Raw genomic sequence first — 20,717 nt, forward strand, 5'->3', positions numbered from 1 at the left:
TTATCATTATATTTCTGAAAACAGATTATTGTGATGCAAGTTCTTCGCTTGAAGATAGAAATTCCTTTAAAGCCTGCTTGTTTTTATCAATATCAATACTAAGAACTGCACCTATGTCAACTCGTTCATTCACAAAAGAATCTTCAATAGGTATTCTAACCGTCTCCATTTGTTTAGATTTCCCAGCAATTAAACCTTTGCCAATGGCGAGCAGTGTTCCCGTCTCTACATTTGTATCAATGTATGGATCTGCGATACCAAGCATTTTGGGCAGATTCACCAAGCTATGAATACTTACAGCCTGCTCTTTTAGCTTTGACATAACCTCTTGTTGACGTCCTACCCGTCCAAAATCACTTAAGCGATCTTGGCGGAATCGAACATAACCTAGCAATTCCTTTCCATGCAAAACTTGTTTACCTGGATGTAAGGTCATACCAATGCCATAAGACATTTCATATGGGATATCAACTTCAATTCCGTGGGGTGCGAGGACATCGACTATTTTTGGAAACCCATCAAAGCCTATCACTGCATAGTAATTAATATCAATATCAAAATTTTGCTTGATCGTTTTCCTTAATAATTCTGGTCCACCAAAGGCAAAAGCTGCGTTTATTTTATGCTTTCCATGATCAGGAATATCGACATACGTATCTCGCATGACGGAAGCAATTTTCATATCATGAGTGTTCTGATTATAGTGAGCAATCATGAGGGTATCAGAATTTCCACGGTCATCGCCTCTTGAGTCACTTCCTATTAATAGAATATTTATTTCTCCAAATTGCGGTTCGGGTCCTTCGAAGGGTTCAAATGTCGTTCCATCATCCTTATATGGACCTTCTTTTGCCACAGATAACCCTTTATTATATTGAACAATACTATACGTGCCTACAGCTATTATTAATAAAGTAAAAAATATAAAAAGATTTCTAAGCCATTTGCGTGTAGTTGGCTTTTTTTGTCTACTTTCCATGAAAGTTACCACCTATTCCTAAAATAAAAAACCAATGTATATAGTAGTGCCAAATGTCAATCAGAGAGTAAATTTAAAACGATTTGTACAGCGATAGCATCATCCAAATAGCCGATAGGAAATATATAATCCGGAATAACATCGACTGGGATAATAAAATACAATAATGCACTCCCAATTATGGCCAGTTCATATGGAGTACCCTTCCTTAGACGAAATTTCTTAAATAAATCCTTCAAGTGACAAATAAACGGACCTATGCTCCCAACTTTCTGAAGCTTTTCATCAAAGCTATTAAGAATCGTATCCTTCCCCTCTTCTGTTTCTGAATATTGCCCGTAACTAGTAAGTTTCTGTTCTACACTTGCGATACTAAACTTTTTATCATATAAATTAGAGGATTCGAGAAAATTTTCAATTACCTTAACAGATGTTTGAATTTCAGATTGTGATTTTTCCTGCCTCTTTTCAATCGGATAACCTGCTGCCTCAAATAATTCTGTTATGGGAACCTCAAGACAGTCAGCAAATTTTTCTAAGTGTTGTAGATTTGCTTTTCGTTTACCATTAATAATCCGCGAGATCGTAGCTGTATCAATTTCAGTGAGTTCACTAAGTTTACGCATTGACAACGAACGTTTATTCAATAATTCTCTTAACATCAAACCGAGATGATTTTCTTCAGACATGAGCTCTTTTCCTTTCTAAATGAATTAATGAGGATGGTTACAGTTGTCAATACAATACCCAATAAATTTCCAAACTTAAGCCAGCTATTGTATTAGCTGTTACAGGTATTTGTATCGAATATACATATTTGTTGACAAATTGTCAACAAATATCGCATTCGCTTTATTTATTCCAACTTCTACTTAAGGCCATTTGTTCATTATCCTTATGAAGGCTAATGAATAAATGACCTTTTGGCATACTACTCGTCTTTTTATTGTAATATATCCAGGAGTCGCATGTGGGTTCCTTGAATATCCCAATACAACTAGAAAACCATTTCCTTAAAATAACTCCCCTATTTACCAAATTCCTAGACTAAATGAATGCTGTAATAGCGATTACTAGAATGATAACTCCGCTTAACACGGTTCCAAATTGCCCTACAGTAAAAGAACCAATCCGAACATTTGCTAATTTGACTCCTAAATTCACACCCGCCCATACACTGATGAAACTGCCAATTGCTGCTGTTAAAGAAATAGCAAGTGGTGATAAACCAAGCAAACCGGCACCTAGACCATTAGTAAGTGCATTCGCCGATAATGCAATGCCGAGAAGCACAGCTTCCCCCCAACCAATTTCCCCTGACTGATCAACATCCGCTAACTCAGGATTTTTTAATATACCTGCAATGCTTCGGGATTGTTTACTATTTACAGTTGGCGTCCTTTTTTTTCGAGGGGCAGCCAATAAAATAATTCTAATCCCGATAACAAACAGTAAGAACGACCCGAAGATTACAGGAAGCATGCCAGGAAGAATATTTGAGAGCCAAAGTCCAAATGAAATTCCCCCCATACTAAAAAGAAAACAGATGACAGCAATCATAAAGTTTGGACCTATTCGAATGTGGATGTTTCGAATACCATAAGAAATTCCTACTCCTAAATTATCTATGCTTGATGAAACAGCAAATGCCAAAATGATAAGCCATGTCGCCCAAATCGTCATTTTAAAAAACACTCCCTATATTTTTTTACATGGTATTGTTCAAATTGACTAAATGTGCTTATCCAATTTAAAACCGTTGAAAATAAGTCAACACCTGTTGTTAATATTGAAATAGGAGATTGATAATGTCAATAAGGAGCAGTGAAAATTTTGGTATCTTGAAAAAAAGAACGCTAGCTTTCGATCCTGAAGCTTAGCCTGCTAACAGGAATAGATACAGCAACGATTTCACGATACTGGATAGGGGCATTCGTTCATGAAGACAGAGTAATATGCAAAAAGGATAAAGCTGTCTTCATTGGGGATGTATGAAGACAGATTACTATTCAAAAAACATAAAGCTGTCTTCATAGGAATAAAATAGTGATCATGAATTGTGTTCCATACACACATGGAATTTCGGGCTGGTCTATCTCTTTTAAAGAACTCCCCTCTTGCCAACTTTCATTTTTTATTATATTATACAAATCGTAACGATTACGATTTATTGAAAATAAAGGGGAATACTATGAAATTAAAATCTATCTTTTTTATATTTGCATTACTTACTGCTGCATTTCTAGGCGGGTGTAATACGAATCAACCGAATCCACCATTAGAGACTAACAAAGACATTGAAACGCTAAAAATCTTCACTACGATTTTTCCGATTGAGGATTTTACGAAGAAAATTGGCGGAAAGCATGTGGAGGTAAAAAGCGTATATCCTGCGGGAGCGGATGCTCATACATTCGAACCGACGATGAGATTGATGATGGAAATCGCTGATGCTGATTTATTTATTTACAATGGGGCTGGTCTTGAATCTTTTATTGATAAAACGAAAAAGACTTTATCTAAGGAAAAGGTAACCATGGTAGAAGCCTCTAAAGGTATTGAATTATTGAGTGGCGAAGGAGATCATCATGATCACGGAAACGACGAAAGCGGACATGAACATGGCCACGATGAAGATCATTCAAGTGAAGATCCCGATGGACATCATCACCATGATAAAGACCCACATATTTGGTTAGATCCAATCTATGCCAGCAAAATGGCCGAAAATATTAAAGATGCCCTAGTTGGATCCATGCCTTCTGCAAAAGAAGAGTTTGAGAAGAATTACGCTGATTTAAAATTGAAGCTTGAACAACTTGATGTAAATTTAAAGGAAACGATCGAAGCTTCCGATCGTAAGGAAATTTTGGTTTCCCACGCTTCATATGGTTACTGGGAACATCGATATGGCATTAAACAAATCAGCATTTCGGGATTAAGCCCTGAAAATGAACCTTCGCAAAAACAGTTACAAACCATTATTGAAACAGCTAGAGAGCATAATATTTCATATATTATTTATGATCAAAATCCATTAACAAAGGTTGCGGTTGCGGTTCAAAAAGAAACCGGAACAAAAGCTATTACGTTGCATAATTTGGAATATATTACGGAAAATGATCTTAAAAATCAGGAAGACTACTTTAGCATTATGAATAAAAATATCGAAGGTCTTAAAACAGCTTTATCCAATTAAGTAAAAAACAAAAGTCTAGGAACGTGCCAATGTGGCCGTCCCTGGACTTTTTAATAATTTTTCATTATTTTGCTTCTTGCTTTTCCTTTTCCAAAGCCATCGCTGGACCGAAAAATTCATAACGGATATTTGTTTCGGGAATGCCCAAACTAGCGAGCATATTCACGACATTTTTCAAAAATGGGACTGGACCACATATATAGCAGATGGTATCTTTATCTACCTTCTCTGCCAAAAATTCTTGGCTGATGTAACCTGTAAAATGATGAATTCCTGCAGCGTTTATTGGGTTTTCATAGCCATAGTATATTTCTCCGTTTGCAAGCTTTTCCGTCATTTCCATAGCTTCAGCTGCAAACGCATGTAATGCCTCATTTCTTGCTGAATGAATAAAAGTTACTTTCCGGTTTGAATTAGTGTTAACTATTGCATCCAGCATACTCATCATAGGTGTAAGGCCAACCCCACCGCTAATCAATGAAAGAGGCGCATCTTCCTCAATTTCCAAATAGAAATCTCCTGCTGGAGCGCTAATTTCAATTTTATCGCCAACAAATATATGGTCATGCAAGAAATTAGAAACTTTTCCGTTCGGTTTGAAATCCGCTTCTCTTTTAACCGAAATTCTAAAATAATCGCGGCCTGGTGCACACGAAAGACTATATTGTCTATTGAGGGCGTATGTTTCACCTGGAATATGAATTCGAACGGTAATATATTGCCCAGGTTTAAAAGTAGGAATAGCTTTTCCGTTTACTGCTTTTAAATAGAAAGAAGTAATAACATCGCTCTCTTTCACTTTGTCGGCAACTGTAAACTCTTTAAAACCATCCCAACCTCCTGCCTGTTCTTCCGCCGCTTCATACATGTCAGCTTCGACATCGATAAATACTTGAGCAATGACTCCATAGGCATCAGCCCATGCATCAATGATTTCATCTGTAGCAGCGTCGCCAAGTACTTCCTTAATAGCTCCAAGCAAATGTTGTCCAACGATTGGGTAGTGTTCAGGCTTAACACCTAAGCCACGATGTTTATGAGCAACCATTTTTACAGCTGGAAGCAATGATTCGAGACAATCGATATTTTGAGCAGCTGCATATACCATATTCGCTAAAGCTGTTTGTTGGCGGCCTTGTGATTGATTAGAATGATTGAATATATTTAATAATTCCGGATGATTTGCAAACATATTTTTATAAAAAACTGATGTAATTGTTACACCGTGAACTTCTAATACTGGTGCAGTCGATTTAATAATGTCGATTGTTTTTTTCGAAAGTGCCATTTTAAAGACTCCTTTTTAAGATGTATTTTAAATACACCTTTAGTGTACACTAGGATCTTTTTTAAAGATATAAATTGAATGCATGTTTAAAAAAGCTGTCACAAAATCTCCTTTGAATGGTCACGAACAGCTTAAATAAGCCTATCTATCGTTATTATCCATTTTAAAGTTGTATAATTAAATGAGAGGCAGGTGATGAAATTGAGATTAACAAATTATACAGATTTTTCTTTACGCGTATTAATTTATCTAGCCTCCAAACGGGCAGATGAAATATCCAATATAACCGAAATTGCAGAAGCATATAACATTTCGAGGAACCACTTAACGAAAGTCATCCATGAACTTGGAAAAATGGGGGTTATCATTACGATTCGTGGCCGAGGCGGTGGAATTAGGCTTGCCCTTCCACCTGAAGAAATTAATGTCGGTGCGATTGTCCGTAAGACAGAGGATGATTTTAAACTCGTTCCTTGCTTTGGAGATAGTCCAAACCCGTGTGTTATTTCGCCGGTTTGCGGTTTAAAACATGCTCTCGGTCGTGCACTTACTGCCTACTTGGCTGTCCTCGATGAATACACGATCGCCGACCTCGTATCAGATCCCCTTGGTTACCGTATGTTGCTAGGCATAGATAAAAACTAATGTCCTCTTTTCTTTTAGGAAAGAGGACATTAGTTTTATATGGTGTGTTGTTAATTGGCATTCTTCATATGTCTTGTTAAAATGGATTAGAAGATTCTGAACAAATTAAAGGAGAGTGCTTATGTCCAATTTCCAGGAAAAACTCGAAAAATATGCTGAACTTGCAGTTAAAGTCGGTGTGAATGTGCAGGTGGGACAAACGCTTGCGATCAATACAACAATAGATAATGCAGAATTCATTAGAATTGTCGTAAAAAAAGCCTATGAAGCTGGGGCAAAGAATGTAATTGTCAACTGGAATGATGATGTAGTTTCCAGACTAAAATATGATTTAGCTCCCGACGAAGCATTCCAAGAATATCCGAAATGGCGTGCACGTGAAATGGAAGAGTTGGCGGAAAACGGTGCAGCATTTATGTCTGTTGTTTCTTCTGGTCCGGACCTCTTAAAAGGCGTAGATCCGAAGCGCATAGCCAATTTCCAAAAAGCCGCAGGCCAGGCGTTGGACAAGTATCGCCAGTATATACAATCTGATAAAGTCAGTTGGACAGTGATTGCTACTCCGTCTAAAGATTGGGCTGCAAAAGTATTTCCAGATGCAGCACCGGAAGAGCAGGTCGAAAAACTTTGGGAAGCCATTTTCAAAGCAACAAGAACGGACCTTGACAACCCTGTTGATGAGTGGAAAAGACATGACGAGACCCTTCATGAGAAGGTGGAATATTTAAATAAGAAAAGCTATAAAAAGCTTCATTATACAGCGCCTGGCACAGATTTAACGATTGAATTGCCAAAAGGACATCTGTGGGCTGGGGCTGGAAGCGTAAATGAAAAAGGGCATGAATTTATGGCTAATATGCCGACCGAGGAAGTTTTTACCGTCCCTCATAAAGATGGGGTAAACGGCTATGTTTCAAGTACAAAGCCTTTAAGCTATGGAGGAAATATCATCGATGAATTTACGGTAACGTTTGAAAATGGCCGCATCGTTGATGTGAAAGCAAAAGAAGGCGAAGAAATTTTAAAACAGCTTGTTGAAACAGATGAAGGTTCGCACTACTTAGGTGAAGTAGCACTCGTCCCTTTTAATTCACCAATATCACAATCAAATATTTTATTTTATAATACTTTATTTGATGAAAATGCCTCTAATCACCTTGCAATTGGCAGCGCCTATGCGTTCTGTCTAGAAGGCGGAAAACAAATGACTCAAGAAGAACTCGCAGAAAATGGACTGAATTCAAGTATCACCCATGTGGACTTCATGATTGGGTCTGCTGAGATGGATATTGACGGCATTACAGAAACAGGTGAAGCCGAGCCAATCTTCCGTAAAGGTGATTGGGCATTTTAAATGTTGATAAGGAAAGAGCCCAGCAAATTGAAATGATGTGCACCCCAAAAGTTAGACGAACCAAATCTAACTTTTGGGGTGTTTTTTATGGTCAAATATGATGAAGGATTCAAACAAAAAGTGGTTGACGCTTATTTAGCTGGCGAAGGTGGATATGCTTCCTTGGCCATTAGATTTGGAATTCGAAGTAAAACGAATATAAGAAAATGGGTCAGTGCGTTCCAACAATTTGGGAAACAGGGCTTGGCTACTAAAAAGGTAAATACGAATTATCCTGTTCAATTTAAAATAGATGTCATAAACTATAAGGTAAAAACAGGAGATTCCTTTGAAGAAGTTGCTAGAAAATTTGGCATTACTGACCCGCCTATGGTTCATGACTGGTTGAGAAAATGGCAAAAAGAAGGCATTGAAGGGCTCTCTAAATCAAAGGGGCGTCCATCAATGTCCAACAAACCAAAGAAGAAAAAGAATGAGAAGAAATTGACGAAGGAAGAACAACTTTTAAAAGAAATAGAATTACTTCGTGCGGAGAATGCCTATTTAAAAAAGCTCCGAGCTTTAGGGATAAATATTCCGAGCCGACTGCTAAAACAGAATCTAGGGTCATCCACGAACTCAGAAAAGAATTCAAATTAGCTGTTATCCTTGAAGCAACAGGTTTTCCAAAGGCAACCTATATGTATTGGCAAAAACGATTTATTGAACCAAATCCAGATGAAGAGATTGAAAAGATTATCAAAGATATTGTAGACAAACATAATGGAAATTACGGCTATCGCCGAATTGATTTGGAATTGCGTAAAAAAGGTTATATCGTAAATCACAAAAAAATCCTACGGATTACCAATAAACTTGGTATTACTTGTACATCATACACACGCAAATCTCGTAAATACAGTACTTATAAAGGAACTGTAGGTAAGATTTCAAAAAACCTTGTCAACCGTAGATTCAATACAAGCATTCCACATCAAAAATTAACAACTGATACATCTGAATTCAAATACTACACGACCGATTCTAATGGAAAAATAATCATCAAGAAGGCTTATTTAGATCCGTTTCTAGATATGTTTAATGGTGAAATATTATCCTTTCGGTTCTCAGAACGCCCGAACGCAAAAGCAATCATGGATGCTTTAGATGAAGCAATTGAAATAACAAAAGATTGCCCCTATCGAACGACTATACACTCTGATCAGGGATGGGGTTATCAAATGAAAAAATATGTAAAGAAACTAAAAGATAATGATATATTTCAAAGTATGTCCCGAAAAGGTAACTGTTTGGATAATTCGCCAATGGAAAATTTCTTCGGCATAATGAAACAGGAAATGTATTATGGTAAAGTTTATCGCTCATTTGAAGAGCTTAAGCAAGCAGTGACTGATTATATTTTTTACTATAACAATGAACGGATAAAAGAAAAATTGACTGGCATGAGCCCGGTTGAATACCGTCTTCATACCAGTCAACTAGCTGCTTAAATATTTAAGTCTAACTTATGGGGTTCAGCACAAAATGCGGGCTCTTTTTATATGATTGACCTTTATTAATATTCTATTTCGGTTTCCCATCCGTGAATCAAATGGTCGTCAAAAGTACTGAGGTAAGATTCAGTTTCCAATCCCTTATCAATAGCATCTGTACTGTCCGTCATCCCTTGATCGTTCTGCAACTCCCCAGCGTAATCGGAATAATAATCAATTCGCATGCCATCCTGTTCCATATAACCATTTTCAGGTTCATGAATCGTTTCAGATTTTCCTTTTATTACAAGGGTATTGTCCCAACGTTTAAAGACTACTGTACCGTCCGGATTACATCTAATCCTTCTTGTCATCTTGTCCATAGCTCGTCTTCCCCCTCGATTAAAAAGTTGAAAATCTTCCTTAAAACGATACATTCATCCTTGAGGAACCATGTTTTGAATGTCCTAGGTAAATCTCTGTGTTTTACTATTCCCTATTATTTTCAACCTAAACCATAGATTTAAACTTTTTTCAACAAAAATAGAGACGTGTTTCCAATACCGGGAAAGTGGTATACTGAATCAACAGATCATTATTTTTAGAGGTGAAAGTTATGGAACAGCCAACAAAGAAATTTATGAAAGAAACTGTAACGATTAAAACAAGCCATGTTTTGCCACCAGATACGAACCATCACGGCACATTATTCGGAGGCAAATTAATGTCGTATATTGATGATGTGGCCTCGATCGCAGCGGTTAAATTTGCTCGAAATATGGTTGTAACTGCATCAACTGACTCAGTTGATTTTATTAAACCTATTCGGACTGGTGATGCGGTCACATTAAAAGCAATGGTCACCTGGACTGGAAGGAGTTCGATGGAAGTATTCGTAAAAATCACTTCTGAACATTTGTTAACGGGAGAACAATCAATAGCAGCATTGTCATTTTTAACTTTTGTTGCATTAGATGACACTGGAAAGCCTACACCTGTTCCGGAAGTAGTTCCAGAAACAGAAGAAGAACGCTGGTTGAATGAAACAGCAAGTTCAAGAGCAGCTCACCGGAAAATACGCAAACAAGAAAGCAAAGACCTCGCCGCATTTTTTTCCAATAACTCAATTAATGAATAAACAGCTGGATTCCTTTGGCTGTTTTTTCTTATTTACAAAAAAGTCGACATTTGTTTTTTACAGAATGGTTAAGTTTTCATAACAAGACGTTTGAACACCAAAGCCCCAATCCCTTTAGTACCAACGGTTTGAAGCGTTATTTAACGTGATATGTTTGTAACATTTCTCAATTTCCATAATCTGTTGCAAGCAATCTATTAAAAAGTTGTCTATACTTATGGAAAACTGTACATAAACTTATATTTCGGTTTTCTATTAAATAAATCAAAGGTTTGGTGAAAATTATGTTTTCCAATACAGAAATTGGTATTGATTTAGGTACGGCAAACGTACTTGTGTATACAAAAAACAAGGGAATTATTTTAAACGAGCCATCAGTAGTCGCAGTTAACACAAAAACAAATCAAGTTCTTGCGGTCGGTGCAGAGGCAAAAAGTATGATCGGAAAAACACCTGGTAATATTGTTGCAGTCCGTCCGTTGCGTGATGGTGTCATTGCAGACTTTGATATTACGAGTCAACTCCTAAAGGAAATTATGAAAAAAGCAGGGAAAACAATCGGATTCGCGCTTAGAAAACCTGATGTAGTTGTTTGCACTCCATCAGGGGCTACATCTGTGGAACGACGTGCAATCCATGATGCAGTTAAAGCTTGTGGTGCCAAAAATGTGCATCTCATTGAAGAACCTGTTGCGGCAGCGATTGGGGCAGATCTGCCTGTTGAAGAGCCAGTAGCCAATGTAATTGTTGACATCGGCGGCGGGACGACTGAAGTTGCTATTATTTCGTACGGAGGCGTAGTCACAAGTAACACTGTGCGAGTCGGCGGTGATTTATTGGATGATAATATCATTCAACATGTTAGAAAAAACTACAATTTACTAATTGGAGAACGAACAGCCGAGCAAATTAAAATAGAAATTGGCTACGCGCTAATCGAGCATCAAGAAAAAAAGATGGACGTTCGCGGACGCGATCTTGTGACTGGACTGCCTCAAACAGTTACACTCAGCTCACTTGAAATTCAAAATGCTTTAAAAGAATCATTACTTCATATTTTAGAAGCGATCAGGGCAACTTTGGAAAATTCCCCTGCAGAGCTAAGCGGCGACATCGTTGACCGTGGAGTCGTTTTAACCGGAGGAAGTTCTCTCCTGAACGGATTCCAAGAATGGCTTAGTAAAGAAATTATCGTTCCTGTTCATATTGCACCAAACCCACTCGAATCAGTTGCAATCGGAACTGGACGTTCGCTTAAATTTATAAATAAGCTCCAAAAGGCTGCGACATAAACCGATTTAGTATCCACGCCATTTTTTTGGAAATCAAAAAAATTAACCCCTGAGAGCTATTAAACTCTCGGGGGTTTACTTTTTTGCTTAAACAGGCTCCTCTTCACGTGCCTCTTCTTTATGCTTGCTTTCTCGCATTTCATACGTTAAAGCATCGATGCTTTCTCGGACATTATGCTTACCCGACAAGTTTTCGAGCAGTTCCTTCACATCAATGCCAGATGATGCTTTTAGTGTTTCCTGCATTGTTGCCATTAAGTTCGTCGCATAGCCCGTCACTTTATTGGCCCCGCCTTCACCGTTGCCGCCTGTATCCACCACCGTAATTTTATCAATGTTGCCAAGTGGTGCTGCAACTTGCTTCGCGTATTCAGGAAGCATTTTCAAGACCATATCGAGAACCGCAGCCTGACCAAATCTTTCAAATGCTTCGGCTACTTTTTGTTTCGCTTCGGCTTCCGCGAGCCCTTTCAACCGAATAACTTCTGCTTCAGACTCCCCTTGAGCCCGTTGTGCATCGGCTCTCGCTACACCATCTAGACGTACTCGTTCTGCTTCTGCTTTGGCAGTCGCTTCCACCCGGTATTGATGGGCATCCGCTTCAGCCATTTGTTTCATTTTCTCCGCTGTCGCAGACTGCTCAACGGAGTAACGATCAGCATCTGCTTTCTTCTTCACTTCTGAATCGTACTGTAGTTCGCGACGTTGAATTTCTTTTGCTTCAAGCTCAATTTGTTTCTGACGCTCGATAATTTTGATCTGCATTTCATGTTCTGTAACTTCCTGCTTTGCACGAGCTGTTTCTAAGTCATACGCTTGGTCAGCATTCGCACGGGCAATATCCTGTTCACGGCGAAATTCTGCCATCTTCAATTGATTGATTTTTTCTGCTTCAGCAATTTCTGTTGCCCTCTCCAACTCAGCTTTTTTCGCTTCCTTGGCAGCTTCCGCACGTTTGATTCGTGTTTCTTTATCAGCATCAGCCGTTGCCATGTCCGCATCACGCTTCACTTGCGCAATTCGAGGTTTTCCTAATGAATCCAGATAACCGTTTTTATCGCGAACTTCTTTAATGGTAAAAGAAACAATGATTAGACCCATTTTAGCAAGGTCTTGTGAAGCTACCCGCTGCACTTCCTGGGAAAATTTATCCCGGTTTTTATAAATTTCCTCGACAGTCATCGAACCTAGTATAGAACGTAGATGACCTTCCAAGACTTCTTTTGCTTCATTCTCGCGATCATCTTTCGTTTTCCCTAAAAATTGTTCAGCTGCTGTTGCAATTTCACCGATCGATCCACCTATTTTAATGATCGCCGTTCCGTCTGCCATAACCGGCACACCTTGCTCCGTATATACTTCTGGAGTCGTTACTTCAAGTTTACTCGACAATAGACTAAGTGGCTTTGCCTGTTGAAAAACAGGAAGTAGAAACGTACCGCCACCGCGAATAATTTTAATTTTATTACCTGCTTCGTCTGTGTGGACGTTTTTCCCACCTAGATAGCTCCCTGTCACAATCAATGCCTCATCTGGTCCTGCTGTCCGATATTTTGTGACAAACACACCAAGTAATGCGATAAGAATAAATGCAACAATACCTACTACAATCCAAATCCCAAATTCCATCATTTAAGTTCCCCCTTTAATCTTTCTTCATTTAAAACTTGGCTGATACGGTGTAACATACAAAACTCCATTTCTCACTTCGATGACCAACACTTCTGTGCCTTCAGAAATCGGAGTATCTTCAAAGCTGGCAGCAGGTTTAGAAATCATCCCACTGTAGCTTTCAATCACCACTTCTCCGAATCCTTGTTCAGGAATAGAGATAATCGCTTTACCTACACGGCCTTCCAGTGATTTTTCCGTATAGCTGAGCGATTGTTCCGCTGATTTCATTGGAACAAGTACAAATACATTTAAAAGAATATCGAGAAGAACGGCCGCGATTGCTGCTATGGCAATAATTATGAAACTATGAATCGCAGTGACTTTTTCAAGAATATAGCCCCCCGCGGAAAAAAAGGAAATAAAAGCGAGAATCAATACAGGGCTTAAAAATCCGGCTGCCTCCCCAAGACCTTCCAAAGCGTCACCAAAAAATAAGTATAAAATCGTCAAGCTTCCCGAAACAATAAGCAATGTGAGATAGAGTGTTTCGATCGACATGCCAAACAGTGTCATGGACATCAATCCCTTTACATTGTTTTAATTTCATTTTACCATGCCCGCTTTGTTATCGTCTTCCTCCCTCCGATAATTTCTATACGGATGAGGGGCTTAAATAGTTTCAAATTTTTTCGAAAAATTTATACTACGATTAATCCTTACCCTCGTAGTAAACGCCACTTCCCTTTCATGTCAAGTAAGTTAATTTGCGGAACAGCCACACCAATAATAATAATAACGATACCGACAGTCTGATAAATAGAAATGCTTTCACCTAAAATAAGCATGGCAGCAAAAATTGCTGCAGGTAATTCTGCTGCCCCAGCGATAGTCGCAGTACCTGAATCAATTTTTGGTGTTCCAAGTGCAAAGAATACTACTGGTAGAATAATCCCGAATATTCCTTGCAAAATTCCATATTCCCATAATCCATGTTCTACTGTCTCATGCATAATCTGTAAAGGTGTAATCGTAAAAAAGACAAGTAGTAATCCTCCAGCTGAAATCACTGTACTTCTTTGAATGGCCGGGATTTCCGCCCCAACTTTTCCACTTATGAAAAAAAATATAGCAAAGGAAATCGCCGATAATAATCCAAACACAATTCCTTCAATATTTTGCGACCATTCGAAGCTTTGTGAACCAATTCCACCTGAGAGCAAGGTCCCAATCCATAACAACAGAATCGCAATAAGTTTAGCACGCGAAGGTCGCTTTTTAAGATATATCGCTTCGATTAAGATTCCAATCCAGGTAAATTGAAAGAGAAGTACAACTGCAAGTGAAGCAGGTACACTCCGTAAACATAAGGCATAGAAAATGCTCGTCAAACTTACTACCATCCCAACCAATAACAATTCAATTGATTGTTTGATCGTCATTTTCGTTTTTTTAGTAAAAAGAAAAATTACAGCTAGCATTAGAAAACCAAATAAATATTGTCCTCCCATTGATTCTTGGGCGGAAAAACCTGCGCCTATCGTTCGTTTTATCATGGAAGCGGAAATTCCATAACTGCTCGCTCCAACTAATATAAATAACAAATATTTTAATTGATGCAATTGTGCTACCTCCATTAATACAAATAGGAAGCTGGAAATGAGTCCAACTTCCTATTTTAGAATAATGGTTTTGCCATAGGAGTGCAAAGTTTTTTTAACACATGCTTTCTAATCTACCATACCATTCTAAACGCTCAGTTTAGGTATAATAATAATAGTCAGTTCTCCCTTAACGATTGTCTACTTTTTCCGGATACATATCATGATTCAACATACGATGATCCGCCATTTGCTCATACTTCGTTCCAGGCTTTCCGTAGTTGCAATATGGATCGATTGAAAGTCCGCCGCGTGGAGTAAATTTCCCCCACACTTCGATGTAGCGAGGATCCAATAGTTTGATTAAATCATTCATGATAATGTTCACACAGTCTTCATGGAAATCACCATGGTTTCGGAAACTGAATAAATAAAGCTTTAATGATTTACTTTCGACAATTTTCTGATCAGGAATATAGCTAATATACATCGTCGCAAAGTCAGGTTGCCTTGTTTGTGGACAAAGTGATGTGAACTCCGGACAATTGAACTTAACAAAGTAATCCCTGTTCGGATGAAGATTATCAATTGATTCCAGCACCTCTGGAGAATATTCAAATAAATATTTTGTTTCCTGATTTCCTAGAAGTGATAAGTCATGCAATGTATCTTCATTTCTTCCAGCCAAATTAAAAACCTCCTATTTTTACCCATTGCGGAAGGAGGTTCATAAACATATGAGAATAAAAAAAGCCATATCGCGAATGGATATGGTGCATTTTCATCATCCATAGTTTTTTATAGAGGGTATACGCTATGAACCTCTCCTGTTAGGGCTATGTAATTGCATATTTCATCATACTGAAGTATACATTATTAGTCAATTAGGGTTTATTGCTTTTTTTTCTCATAACTTTTCAGTAAAATAAGAAATAGAGAAAGGGTGAGAAAGATGTCACTGTTAACAGAAATTCTTGATTACAACAAAAATTTCATTGAAGAAAAATTATACGAACAATATGCAACGACTAAATTTCCAGACAAAAAGCTCGTCATTCTTACTTGCATGGATACTCGATTAGTCGAGCTCCTTCATAAAGCAATGAACATGAAGAACGGCGATGTCAAAGTGGTGAAAAATGCTGGAGCCATTCTCACCCACCCATTTGGTAGTATCATGCGCAGCCTTTTGATTGCGGTATACGAGTTGAAAGCAGATGAAGTGTATGTAATTGGCCACCATGACTGTGGTATGAGTGTCATTGAAAGCCAGCAAATGCTGGACAAAATGACAAAACGCGGAATTTCAAAAGAAACCCTGGACATTATTACGAACTCAGGAATCGACCTTGACAAATGGCTTGAGGGCTTCGATAGCGTGGAAGATAGCGTTGCCCATAGTGTCAACATGATCCGAAATCATCCGCTTATGGCAAATGAAATCCCAGTGCACGGGCTCGTAATTGACCCAGTAACAGGAGAGCTAGATTTAGTGGTAGACGGTTATAAGAAATAACTATCAGATGAATCCCCTTTTAATGAAGGGGATTCATTTATTCTTCGAGAAAGTAGTTTTATAGCCTTTTTATTAATGGAGGTGTCGATCTTAGTTTGGATGCCTCCAGTTTTTGTTTTTCAACTTTTGACGACGTCTATCCTCGTTTGGATGCCTCCAGCTTTTGATTTTTCACCTTTGACGACGTCTATCCGCATTTGGACGCCTTCAGTTTTTGAGTTTCAACTTTTGAAGACGTCAAACCGCGTTTCGACACCTTAGTTCGGTTCATCCATCCGATTGTGTTGCAATCAAATCGGAATCTCCAATATTACTTTTGTTCCCATCCCTTTAGCCGACTGAATCGAAATATCACCATCTGCAGCACGAGCACGCTCTTCCATGCTGAATAGACCTACACCGCGTTTTACTTTATCCATTTCAAAACCTTTACCGTAATCGTCAATCATGATCCGAATCCCATCATCCATTTCACGGATAGTAACGGTAGCTTCTTTCGTATCCGCATATTTACGAGAATTGGTTAATGCTTCCTGAATAATCCGGTAAATGGCAATTTCCTTATTTGCGGAAAGTCGGCGATTCAAATAGCAATCAAAATGGACATTAATTTGATAATGCTCTGAAAAGTAAGCTAGATAAGAGCGGATGGCCGGAATCAAACCTAAATCATCAAGCACAGACGGGCGGAGTTCCCATGAGATATCTCTTACTTCTGCAATAATATTCGTTGCTTCTTCTTCCATTTGATCTAAAAGCGGATGGCTTATTTCAGTCTTTAAGCGACTGATTGTTATTAGATGGCTGTATAAATTTTGTCCAATTCCATCATGAAGTTCTCTTGATAAATTCTTACGCTCATCTTCTTGAACGTCAATAATTCTAGTCATCATGATTTGCAATTCTTCTTCAATTTTCTTACGCTGGGTAATTTCATGACGGATGGCTAAATACTGGTAAGGCTTTCCTTGTTCATTTAAAAAGGGAACTACTGTCGTATCCACCCAATAATAGGAGCCATCCTTCGCCTTGTTTTTTATTTCCCCTTTCCATACATTCCCTGAGGCAATCGTCCGCCAAAAATTCTGGAAAAACTCCTTTGAATGATACCCTGAATTAATAATTCGATGATCTTGGCCGATTAACTCATCCATCGAATATTTAGAAATTCGACAAAACTGATCATTTACATATTTAATTCTTCCTCTTTGGTCAGTGATGGCAACAATTGAGGATGCATCAAGGGCAAATTTAAAATCAGTCAACTCATTTATCGGATCTTTCCTATCCATTTGCTTCCTCCCATAGTTGTTTAATTGTGCTAAAATCACAACGCTTCTATTTCGGTCGCAGCTAGCTTTACTAATTGCTGATCACTTTCAGAAATCGGATTTATCGTTCGTTTGCCTACTAATAAAACACCTTTTGGAATTCCTTTAATCCGAATAGGCATCGCAAATGCGTATAGCAACTTTTCAGCAAGCATAATTGGATAATCGAGAACCTTTCCGGAAATATTATCTGGAAAATTTTCAATTTCAATTGGTTGGCCTGTTGCAATAACCTTACCGGCAATTCCTTTTCCATAACGGACAGTAATTCTCTTGTATTTATCATTACTATTGCCAGCTGCAATTCTCCATGTTATATCTGGACCATGGCTATTTTGGATAGCAAATCCGACAAATTCACAGTTGACTTCCAGTAATAATTTTTCACAAATCTGCTTCACTGCTCGCTCTTCCATCTTTGATCTCATCCTTTATATTCCTAACAGCCCTTTTTTCAGAGCGATCGCGACCAGCTCCGGCCTCGTTTTCATTTGGAGTTTTTCCATTAAATTCGCTTTATGTGTTTCTACAGTTTTTACGCTTATAACAAGTTGTTCAGCAGTTTCTTTATTCGAATAGCCTTTTGCGATTAAGGTTAACACCTCTTTTTCACGGTCAGAGAGAAGATTGAAAGTATCTGTATTTCCTAGTTTTACACTTCCCAAGTATTCTTCCATTAGCCTTTTTGTAGCAGATGGATGTAAATACGCATTACCTTCAGAGACCGAATAAATAGCAGCGACAAGCTCTTCATGGGGTGCGCTTTTTAAAATACTTCCTGATGCGCCTGCCTGAATTCCTCTGAATAAATATTCCTCATCATCATGCATAGTTAAAATTAATATCGCTGTATCAGGCAATAATTTTTTCAATTCGGATGTAGCCGACAACCCATCTTTCCCATGAGGCATACTTAAGTCCATAATAACCACATCTGGTCGAAGCTCTAATGATTTTTGAATAGCCTCATTTCCTTCCGAGGCCTCTCCGATCACTTCCATATCCGGATGATTGTTTAATAGCATTTTCAAGCCCATTCTTACAACTGCATGATCATCGCAAAGTAATATTTTAATCAAGCAAGCGCCCCCTTCATAACCTTGAAAATAATAGATTCCTCAAAGAGGAAGAGACATCTCTATCATAGTCCCTTCCTCTATTGTAGAGGATATTGCCCATTCTCCGCCAATCAAGTGGATTCTTTCTCTCATTGCGGCGAGACCTGACGATTTATTCATCTCATCCTCAATGATAAAACCTTTTCCTTTATCTTGAATGGTGATGAAAAGTTTAGTCGAAGTCCAGTTTAACCGAATGGCTGCTTTTGCTGTATCAGCATACTTTGCGATATTTCCCAATGCCTCCTGACACACTCTGAAAAGCGTAATTCTCTCGCGTTCTGATAGATTTGTTTTCTCTCCGTTGCTCTCAATATCGACCACGATTCCATAAGTCGTAGTAAAAAGTTGGCTGTAATTTTTCAACGCAGCGACCAAACCAAATGTTGAAAGCGATGGTGGATGTAATTCGACGGTCAAAAACCTGATTTCTCGGATAGTCTTTTCAAGCAGGCCAGCCATTTCGCCAACATAATCTTTCATCTCAGGATGATCAATTCCCGATTCAATCACTTGTAAACCGGTATAAAGACTATAAAGTGTCTGACCTACCCCTTCATGGAGCTCGACAGCAATTCGTTTGATTTCATCTTCTTGGATTTGGATGATTTTAGAACTAATCTTTTTTTCGATAGGGAGTACGCTCATTTCATGCCTCCTCGCTTATATAAATTGATTCATCCGATGGTCGGAAATATCACTAAACATTCCTGCATATTGGACAATGTCGCCTGCATCGTTTTTAATGGCACTGATTGTCAGCCATTCAAGATAAAGCTGTCCATCCTTGCGCTTATTCCAGATTTCTCCTTGCCAAAATCCTTTTTGGTCGATTGATTTCCATAAATCTTGATAAAAAGATGGTGCTTGCTTACCAGATTTTAGTACGCTAGGATTTTTTCCAAGCACATCTTGCTCCAGATAGCCGGTAATCTGTGTAAAAGCCTGATTTACAGAAATAATTTTCCCTCTTTTATCCGTAATCATAATTCCTTCTACGGTATTTTTAATCACTTGGTTGGCAAACCCGACTTTATCTTGGTAATACATCCAAATAATTAATATTAAACTTGCTAACGCCACTTGAGATAATGCCATAAATCCAATTGCATAATGGCCCGTAAGGCCGAACAAAAAGGTTAATAGGAGTGGTGGGAAGAAGCCACCAAGCCCCCCCATCGCAGATACGATCCCGTTCACAATTCCCGCTTGTTGTTGGAAATACATAGGTACAAGTTTAAAAATGACACCATTTCCTGTACCAGCGCAAAACGCAATCGTTAAACAGCCAAATGTGTACCATGCAATCGATGGTGCGAAAGATAGGAGTGCGGCTGAAAATGTAAACCCGCCAAACACAAACATTAGTAAAACGAGAGGGTTAAATCGATCAGCGAGCCAGCCGCCAACTGTTCTCATCCCAGTGGCAAGGACAATAAATCCAGCTGTTCTCATGCCGGCGTCCACTTTCTCTAAACCGAAGTTGGCAACAAGGAAGTTCGGTAAATAAATCGTGAATGCCACAAATGAACCAAAGGTAATAAAGTAAAATAAGCATAGCAGCCATAGTTTTTCATTTTTATAGACGGCTTTAATTTGTTTTACAAGCGGTGTTTTCACCTTTACTTCATGCTTATCGCCAAAAAAGAAGTTAGCTAAAATAAAGACGGCTAGAATGACAAGATATAGTTGGATGGTAGTACTCCAGCCTAATTTTGCTGCAAAAAATGGTGCACCAAAGGCTGATAACGCCGTACCTAAATTTCCAGCACCATATATTCCGTTAATAAAACCATGGCGATCTTTTGGATAATACTTAGGCAATGATGTCACACCAACGGAAAACACAGCACCGCCTATCCCAAGGAATAATCCGCCAATCAATAAATCAGTATACGAATCTGCAACACTAATAAAGTAAACAGGGAATAATAAGGCAATAAAACTAATTAAAAAGATAATCCTGGCTCCGAATTGATTCGCATAATATCCAATCGGAATTCGGAGAATCGATCCCAAAACGACTGGCAGCGCTGTAACAAGTGCAAGCTGATTCGCTGGAATGATAATGTCTTCTTTAATAAATGGCAGCAATGATGAGATAATTACCCATACCATAAAACCTAGTGTCAAATTCATTGTTTGTAATGGCAATTGGACTTTTTTAATCACA

At 38.4% G+C, this 20,717-nt stretch carries 21 protein-coding genes, 1 pseudogene and 1 riboswitch; of the genes and pseudogenes, 8 read left to right on the plus strand and 14 right to left on the minus strand.

Annotated features, from left to right (window positions below; all coding sequences use genetic code 11):
* Window positions 1-25: 25 nt before the first annotated feature.
* The 3 genes from KHA88_RS17840 to ytaF all read right to left on the minus strand — a co-directional run bounded on the left by KHA88_RS17840 (window position 26) and on the right by ytaF (window position 2,662).
* The gene (locus KHA88_RS17840) at window positions 26-979 is read right to left on the minus strand and encodes an LCP family protein (protein WP_213099699.1); all 954 of its coding nucleotides are present in this window, start codon (window positions 977-979) and stop codon (window positions 26-28) included.
* 56 nt (window positions 980-1,035) lie between these two features.
* Window positions 1,036-1,668 (minus strand): DUF1232 domain-containing protein, encoded by a 633-nt coding sequence (locus tag KHA88_RS17845; protein ID WP_213099698.1) that lies wholly within the window; start codon window positions 1,666-1,668, stop codon window positions 1,036-1,038.
* Between the two features lie 358 nt (window positions 1,669-2,026).
* Complete coding sequence (ytaF, locus tag KHA88_RS17850) at window positions 2,027-2,662, minus strand: sporulation membrane protein YtaF (protein WP_213099697.1); 636 nt, start codon at window positions 2,660-2,662, stop codon at window positions 2,027-2,029.
* 508 nt (window positions 2,663-3,170) lie between these two features.
* Here ytaF and KHA88_RS17855 point away from each other — a divergent pair.
* Window positions 3,171-4,178, plus strand: coding sequence for a metal ABC transporter substrate-binding protein (locus tag KHA88_RS17855; protein WP_213099696.1), 1,008 nt, complete (start codon window positions 3,171-3,173; stop codon window positions 4,176-4,178).
* Window positions 4,179-4,242: 64 nt separating this feature from the next.
* Here KHA88_RS17855 and hmpA read toward each other — a convergent pair whose 3' ends face one another.
* Entirely contained in the window at window positions 4,243-5,466 is a 1,224-nt protein-coding gene (gene hmpA / locus KHA88_RS17860; RefSeq protein WP_213099695.1) for an NO-inducible flavohemoprotein, read from the minus strand.
* Between the two features lie 201 nt (window positions 5,467-5,667).
* On the opposite strand from hmpA, the gene KHA88_RS17865 reads away from it, so the two are divergent.
* The 4 genes and pseudogenes from KHA88_RS17865 (at window position 5,668) to KHA88_RS21060 (ending at window position 8,955) form a co-directional block, all read left to right on the plus strand.
* Window positions 5,668-6,111, plus strand: coding sequence for an Rrf2 family transcriptional regulator (locus KHA88_RS17865; RefSeq protein ID WP_213099833.1), 444 nt, complete (start codon window positions 5,668-5,670; stop codon window positions 6,109-6,111).
* Window positions 6,112-6,232: 121 nt separating this feature from the next.
* The gene (locus KHA88_RS17870; protein WP_213099694.1) at window positions 6,233-7,465 is read left to right on the plus strand and encodes an aminopeptidase; all 1,233 of its coding nucleotides are present in this window, start codon (window positions 6,233-6,235) and stop codon (window positions 7,463-7,465) included.
* A gap of 87 nt (window positions 7,466-7,552) precedes the next feature.
* Window positions 7,553-7,846, plus strand: a pseudogene (locus tag KHA88_RS21355) (transposase); the annotation flags it as partial.
* Window positions 7,847-7,983: 137 nt separating this feature from the next.
* The gene (locus KHA88_RS21060) at window positions 7,984-8,955 is read left to right on the plus strand and encodes an IS3 family transposase (RefSeq protein WP_346729206.1); all 972 of its coding nucleotides are present in this window, start codon (window positions 7,984-7,986) and stop codon (window positions 8,953-8,955) included.
* Window positions 8,956-9,020: 65 nt separating this feature from the next.
* Here the strand turns inward: KHA88_RS21060 and KHA88_RS17880 are convergent, their stop codons facing one another.
* Window positions 9,021-9,320, minus strand: a complete 300-nt coding sequence (locus tag KHA88_RS17880) for a hypothetical protein (RefSeq protein ID WP_213099692.1) — start codon at window positions 9,318-9,320, stop codon at window positions 9,021-9,023.
* A 233-nt stretch (window positions 9,321-9,553) separates the two neighbouring features.
* On the opposite strand from KHA88_RS17880, the gene KHA88_RS17885 reads away from it, so the two are divergent.
* Together KHA88_RS17885 and mreBH are read left to right on the plus strand one after the other, a co-directional pair.
* Window positions 9,554-10,075, plus strand: coding sequence for an acyl-CoA thioesterase (locus KHA88_RS17885; RefSeq protein WP_213099691.1), 522 nt, complete (start codon window positions 9,554-9,556; stop codon window positions 10,073-10,075).
* Between the two features lie 284 nt (window positions 10,076-10,359).
* Window positions 10,360-11,367: a rod-share determining protein MreBH gene (gene mreBH, locus KHA88_RS17890; protein WP_213099690.1), complete on the plus strand. Its 1,008-nt coding sequence runs from the start codon at window positions 10,360-10,362 to the stop codon at window positions 11,365-11,367.
* An 87-nt stretch (window positions 11,368-11,454) separates the two neighbouring features.
* On the opposite strand, the gene floT is transcribed toward mreBH, so the two are convergent.
* The 4 genes from floT to queF form a co-directional block, all read right to left on the minus strand.
* Window positions 11,455-12,999: a flotillin lipid rafts scaffold protein FloT gene (floT, locus tag KHA88_RS17895; protein ID WP_283247455.1), complete on the minus strand. Its 1,545-nt coding sequence runs from the start codon at window positions 12,997-12,999 to the stop codon at window positions 11,455-11,457.
* A 24-nt stretch (window positions 13,000-13,023) separates the two neighbouring features.
* Entirely contained in the window at window positions 13,024-13,554 is a 531-nt protein-coding gene (locus KHA88_RS17900; protein ID WP_213099831.1) for an NfeD family protein, read from the minus strand.
* A gap of 143 nt (window positions 13,555-13,697) precedes the next feature.
* Window positions 13,698-14,600: an EamA family transporter gene (locus tag KHA88_RS17905; protein ID WP_213099689.1), complete on the minus strand. Its 903-nt coding sequence runs from the start codon at window positions 14,598-14,600 to the stop codon at window positions 13,698-13,700.
* Between the two features lie 169 nt (window positions 14,601-14,769).
* A complete protein-coding gene (gene queF / locus KHA88_RS17910) occupies window positions 14,770-15,267 on the minus strand; it encodes a preQ(1) synthase (RefSeq protein ID WP_213099688.1) in 498 nt (165 codons plus the stop codon).
* 96 nt (window positions 15,268-15,363) lie between these two features.
* A riboswitch (PreQ1 riboswitch) is annotated at window positions 15,364-15,410 on the minus strand.
* Window positions 15,411-15,531: 121 nt separating this feature from the next.
* On the opposite strand from queF, the gene KHA88_RS17915 reads away from it, so the two are divergent.
* Entirely contained in the window at window positions 15,532-16,095 is a 564-nt protein-coding gene (locus tag KHA88_RS17915; protein ID WP_213099687.1) for a beta-class carbonic anhydrase, read from the plus strand.
* A 290-nt stretch (window positions 16,096-16,385) separates the two neighbouring features.
* Here KHA88_RS17915 and KHA88_RS17920 read toward each other — a convergent pair whose 3' ends face one another.
* The 5 genes from KHA88_RS17920 to KHA88_RS17940 are packed head-to-tail and all read right to left on the minus strand — an operon-like array spanning window position 16,386 to window position 20,716.
* Window positions 16,386-17,387, minus strand: coding sequence for a PAS domain-containing sensor histidine kinase (locus KHA88_RS17920; protein ID WP_213099686.1), 1,002 nt, complete (start codon window positions 17,385-17,387; stop codon window positions 16,386-16,388).
* Window positions 17,388-17,422: 35 nt separating this feature from the next.
* Window positions 17,423-17,842, minus strand: a complete 420-nt coding sequence (locus tag KHA88_RS17925) for a GAF domain-containing protein (protein WP_249313314.1) — start codon at window positions 17,840-17,842, stop codon at window positions 17,423-17,425.
* A gap of 15 nt (window positions 17,843-17,857) precedes the next feature.
* Window positions 17,858-18,505 carry a response regulator gene (locus KHA88_RS17930; protein ID WP_283247456.1) on the minus strand — a complete coding sequence of 216 codons (648 nt, stop codon included), beginning with the start codon at window positions 18,503-18,505 and terminating at the stop codon, window positions 17,858-17,860.
* A gap of 39 nt (window positions 18,506-18,544) precedes the next feature.
* Window positions 18,545-19,192, minus strand: coding sequence for a sensor histidine kinase (locus KHA88_RS17935; RefSeq protein ID WP_213099684.1), 648 nt, complete (start codon window positions 19,190-19,192; stop codon window positions 18,545-18,547).
* Between the two features lie 15 nt (window positions 19,193-19,207).
* The gene (locus KHA88_RS17940) at window positions 19,208-20,716 is read right to left on the minus strand and encodes an MFS transporter (protein WP_346729075.1); all 1,509 of its coding nucleotides are present in this window, start codon (window positions 20,714-20,716) and stop codon (window positions 19,208-19,210) included.
* Window position 20,717: the final 1 nt, after the last annotated feature.

Source organism: Lederbergia citrea (assembly GCF_018343525.1).
Taxonomy (GTDB): Bacteria; Bacillota; Bacilli; order Bacillales; family Bacillaceae_C; genus Lederbergia; species Lederbergia citrea.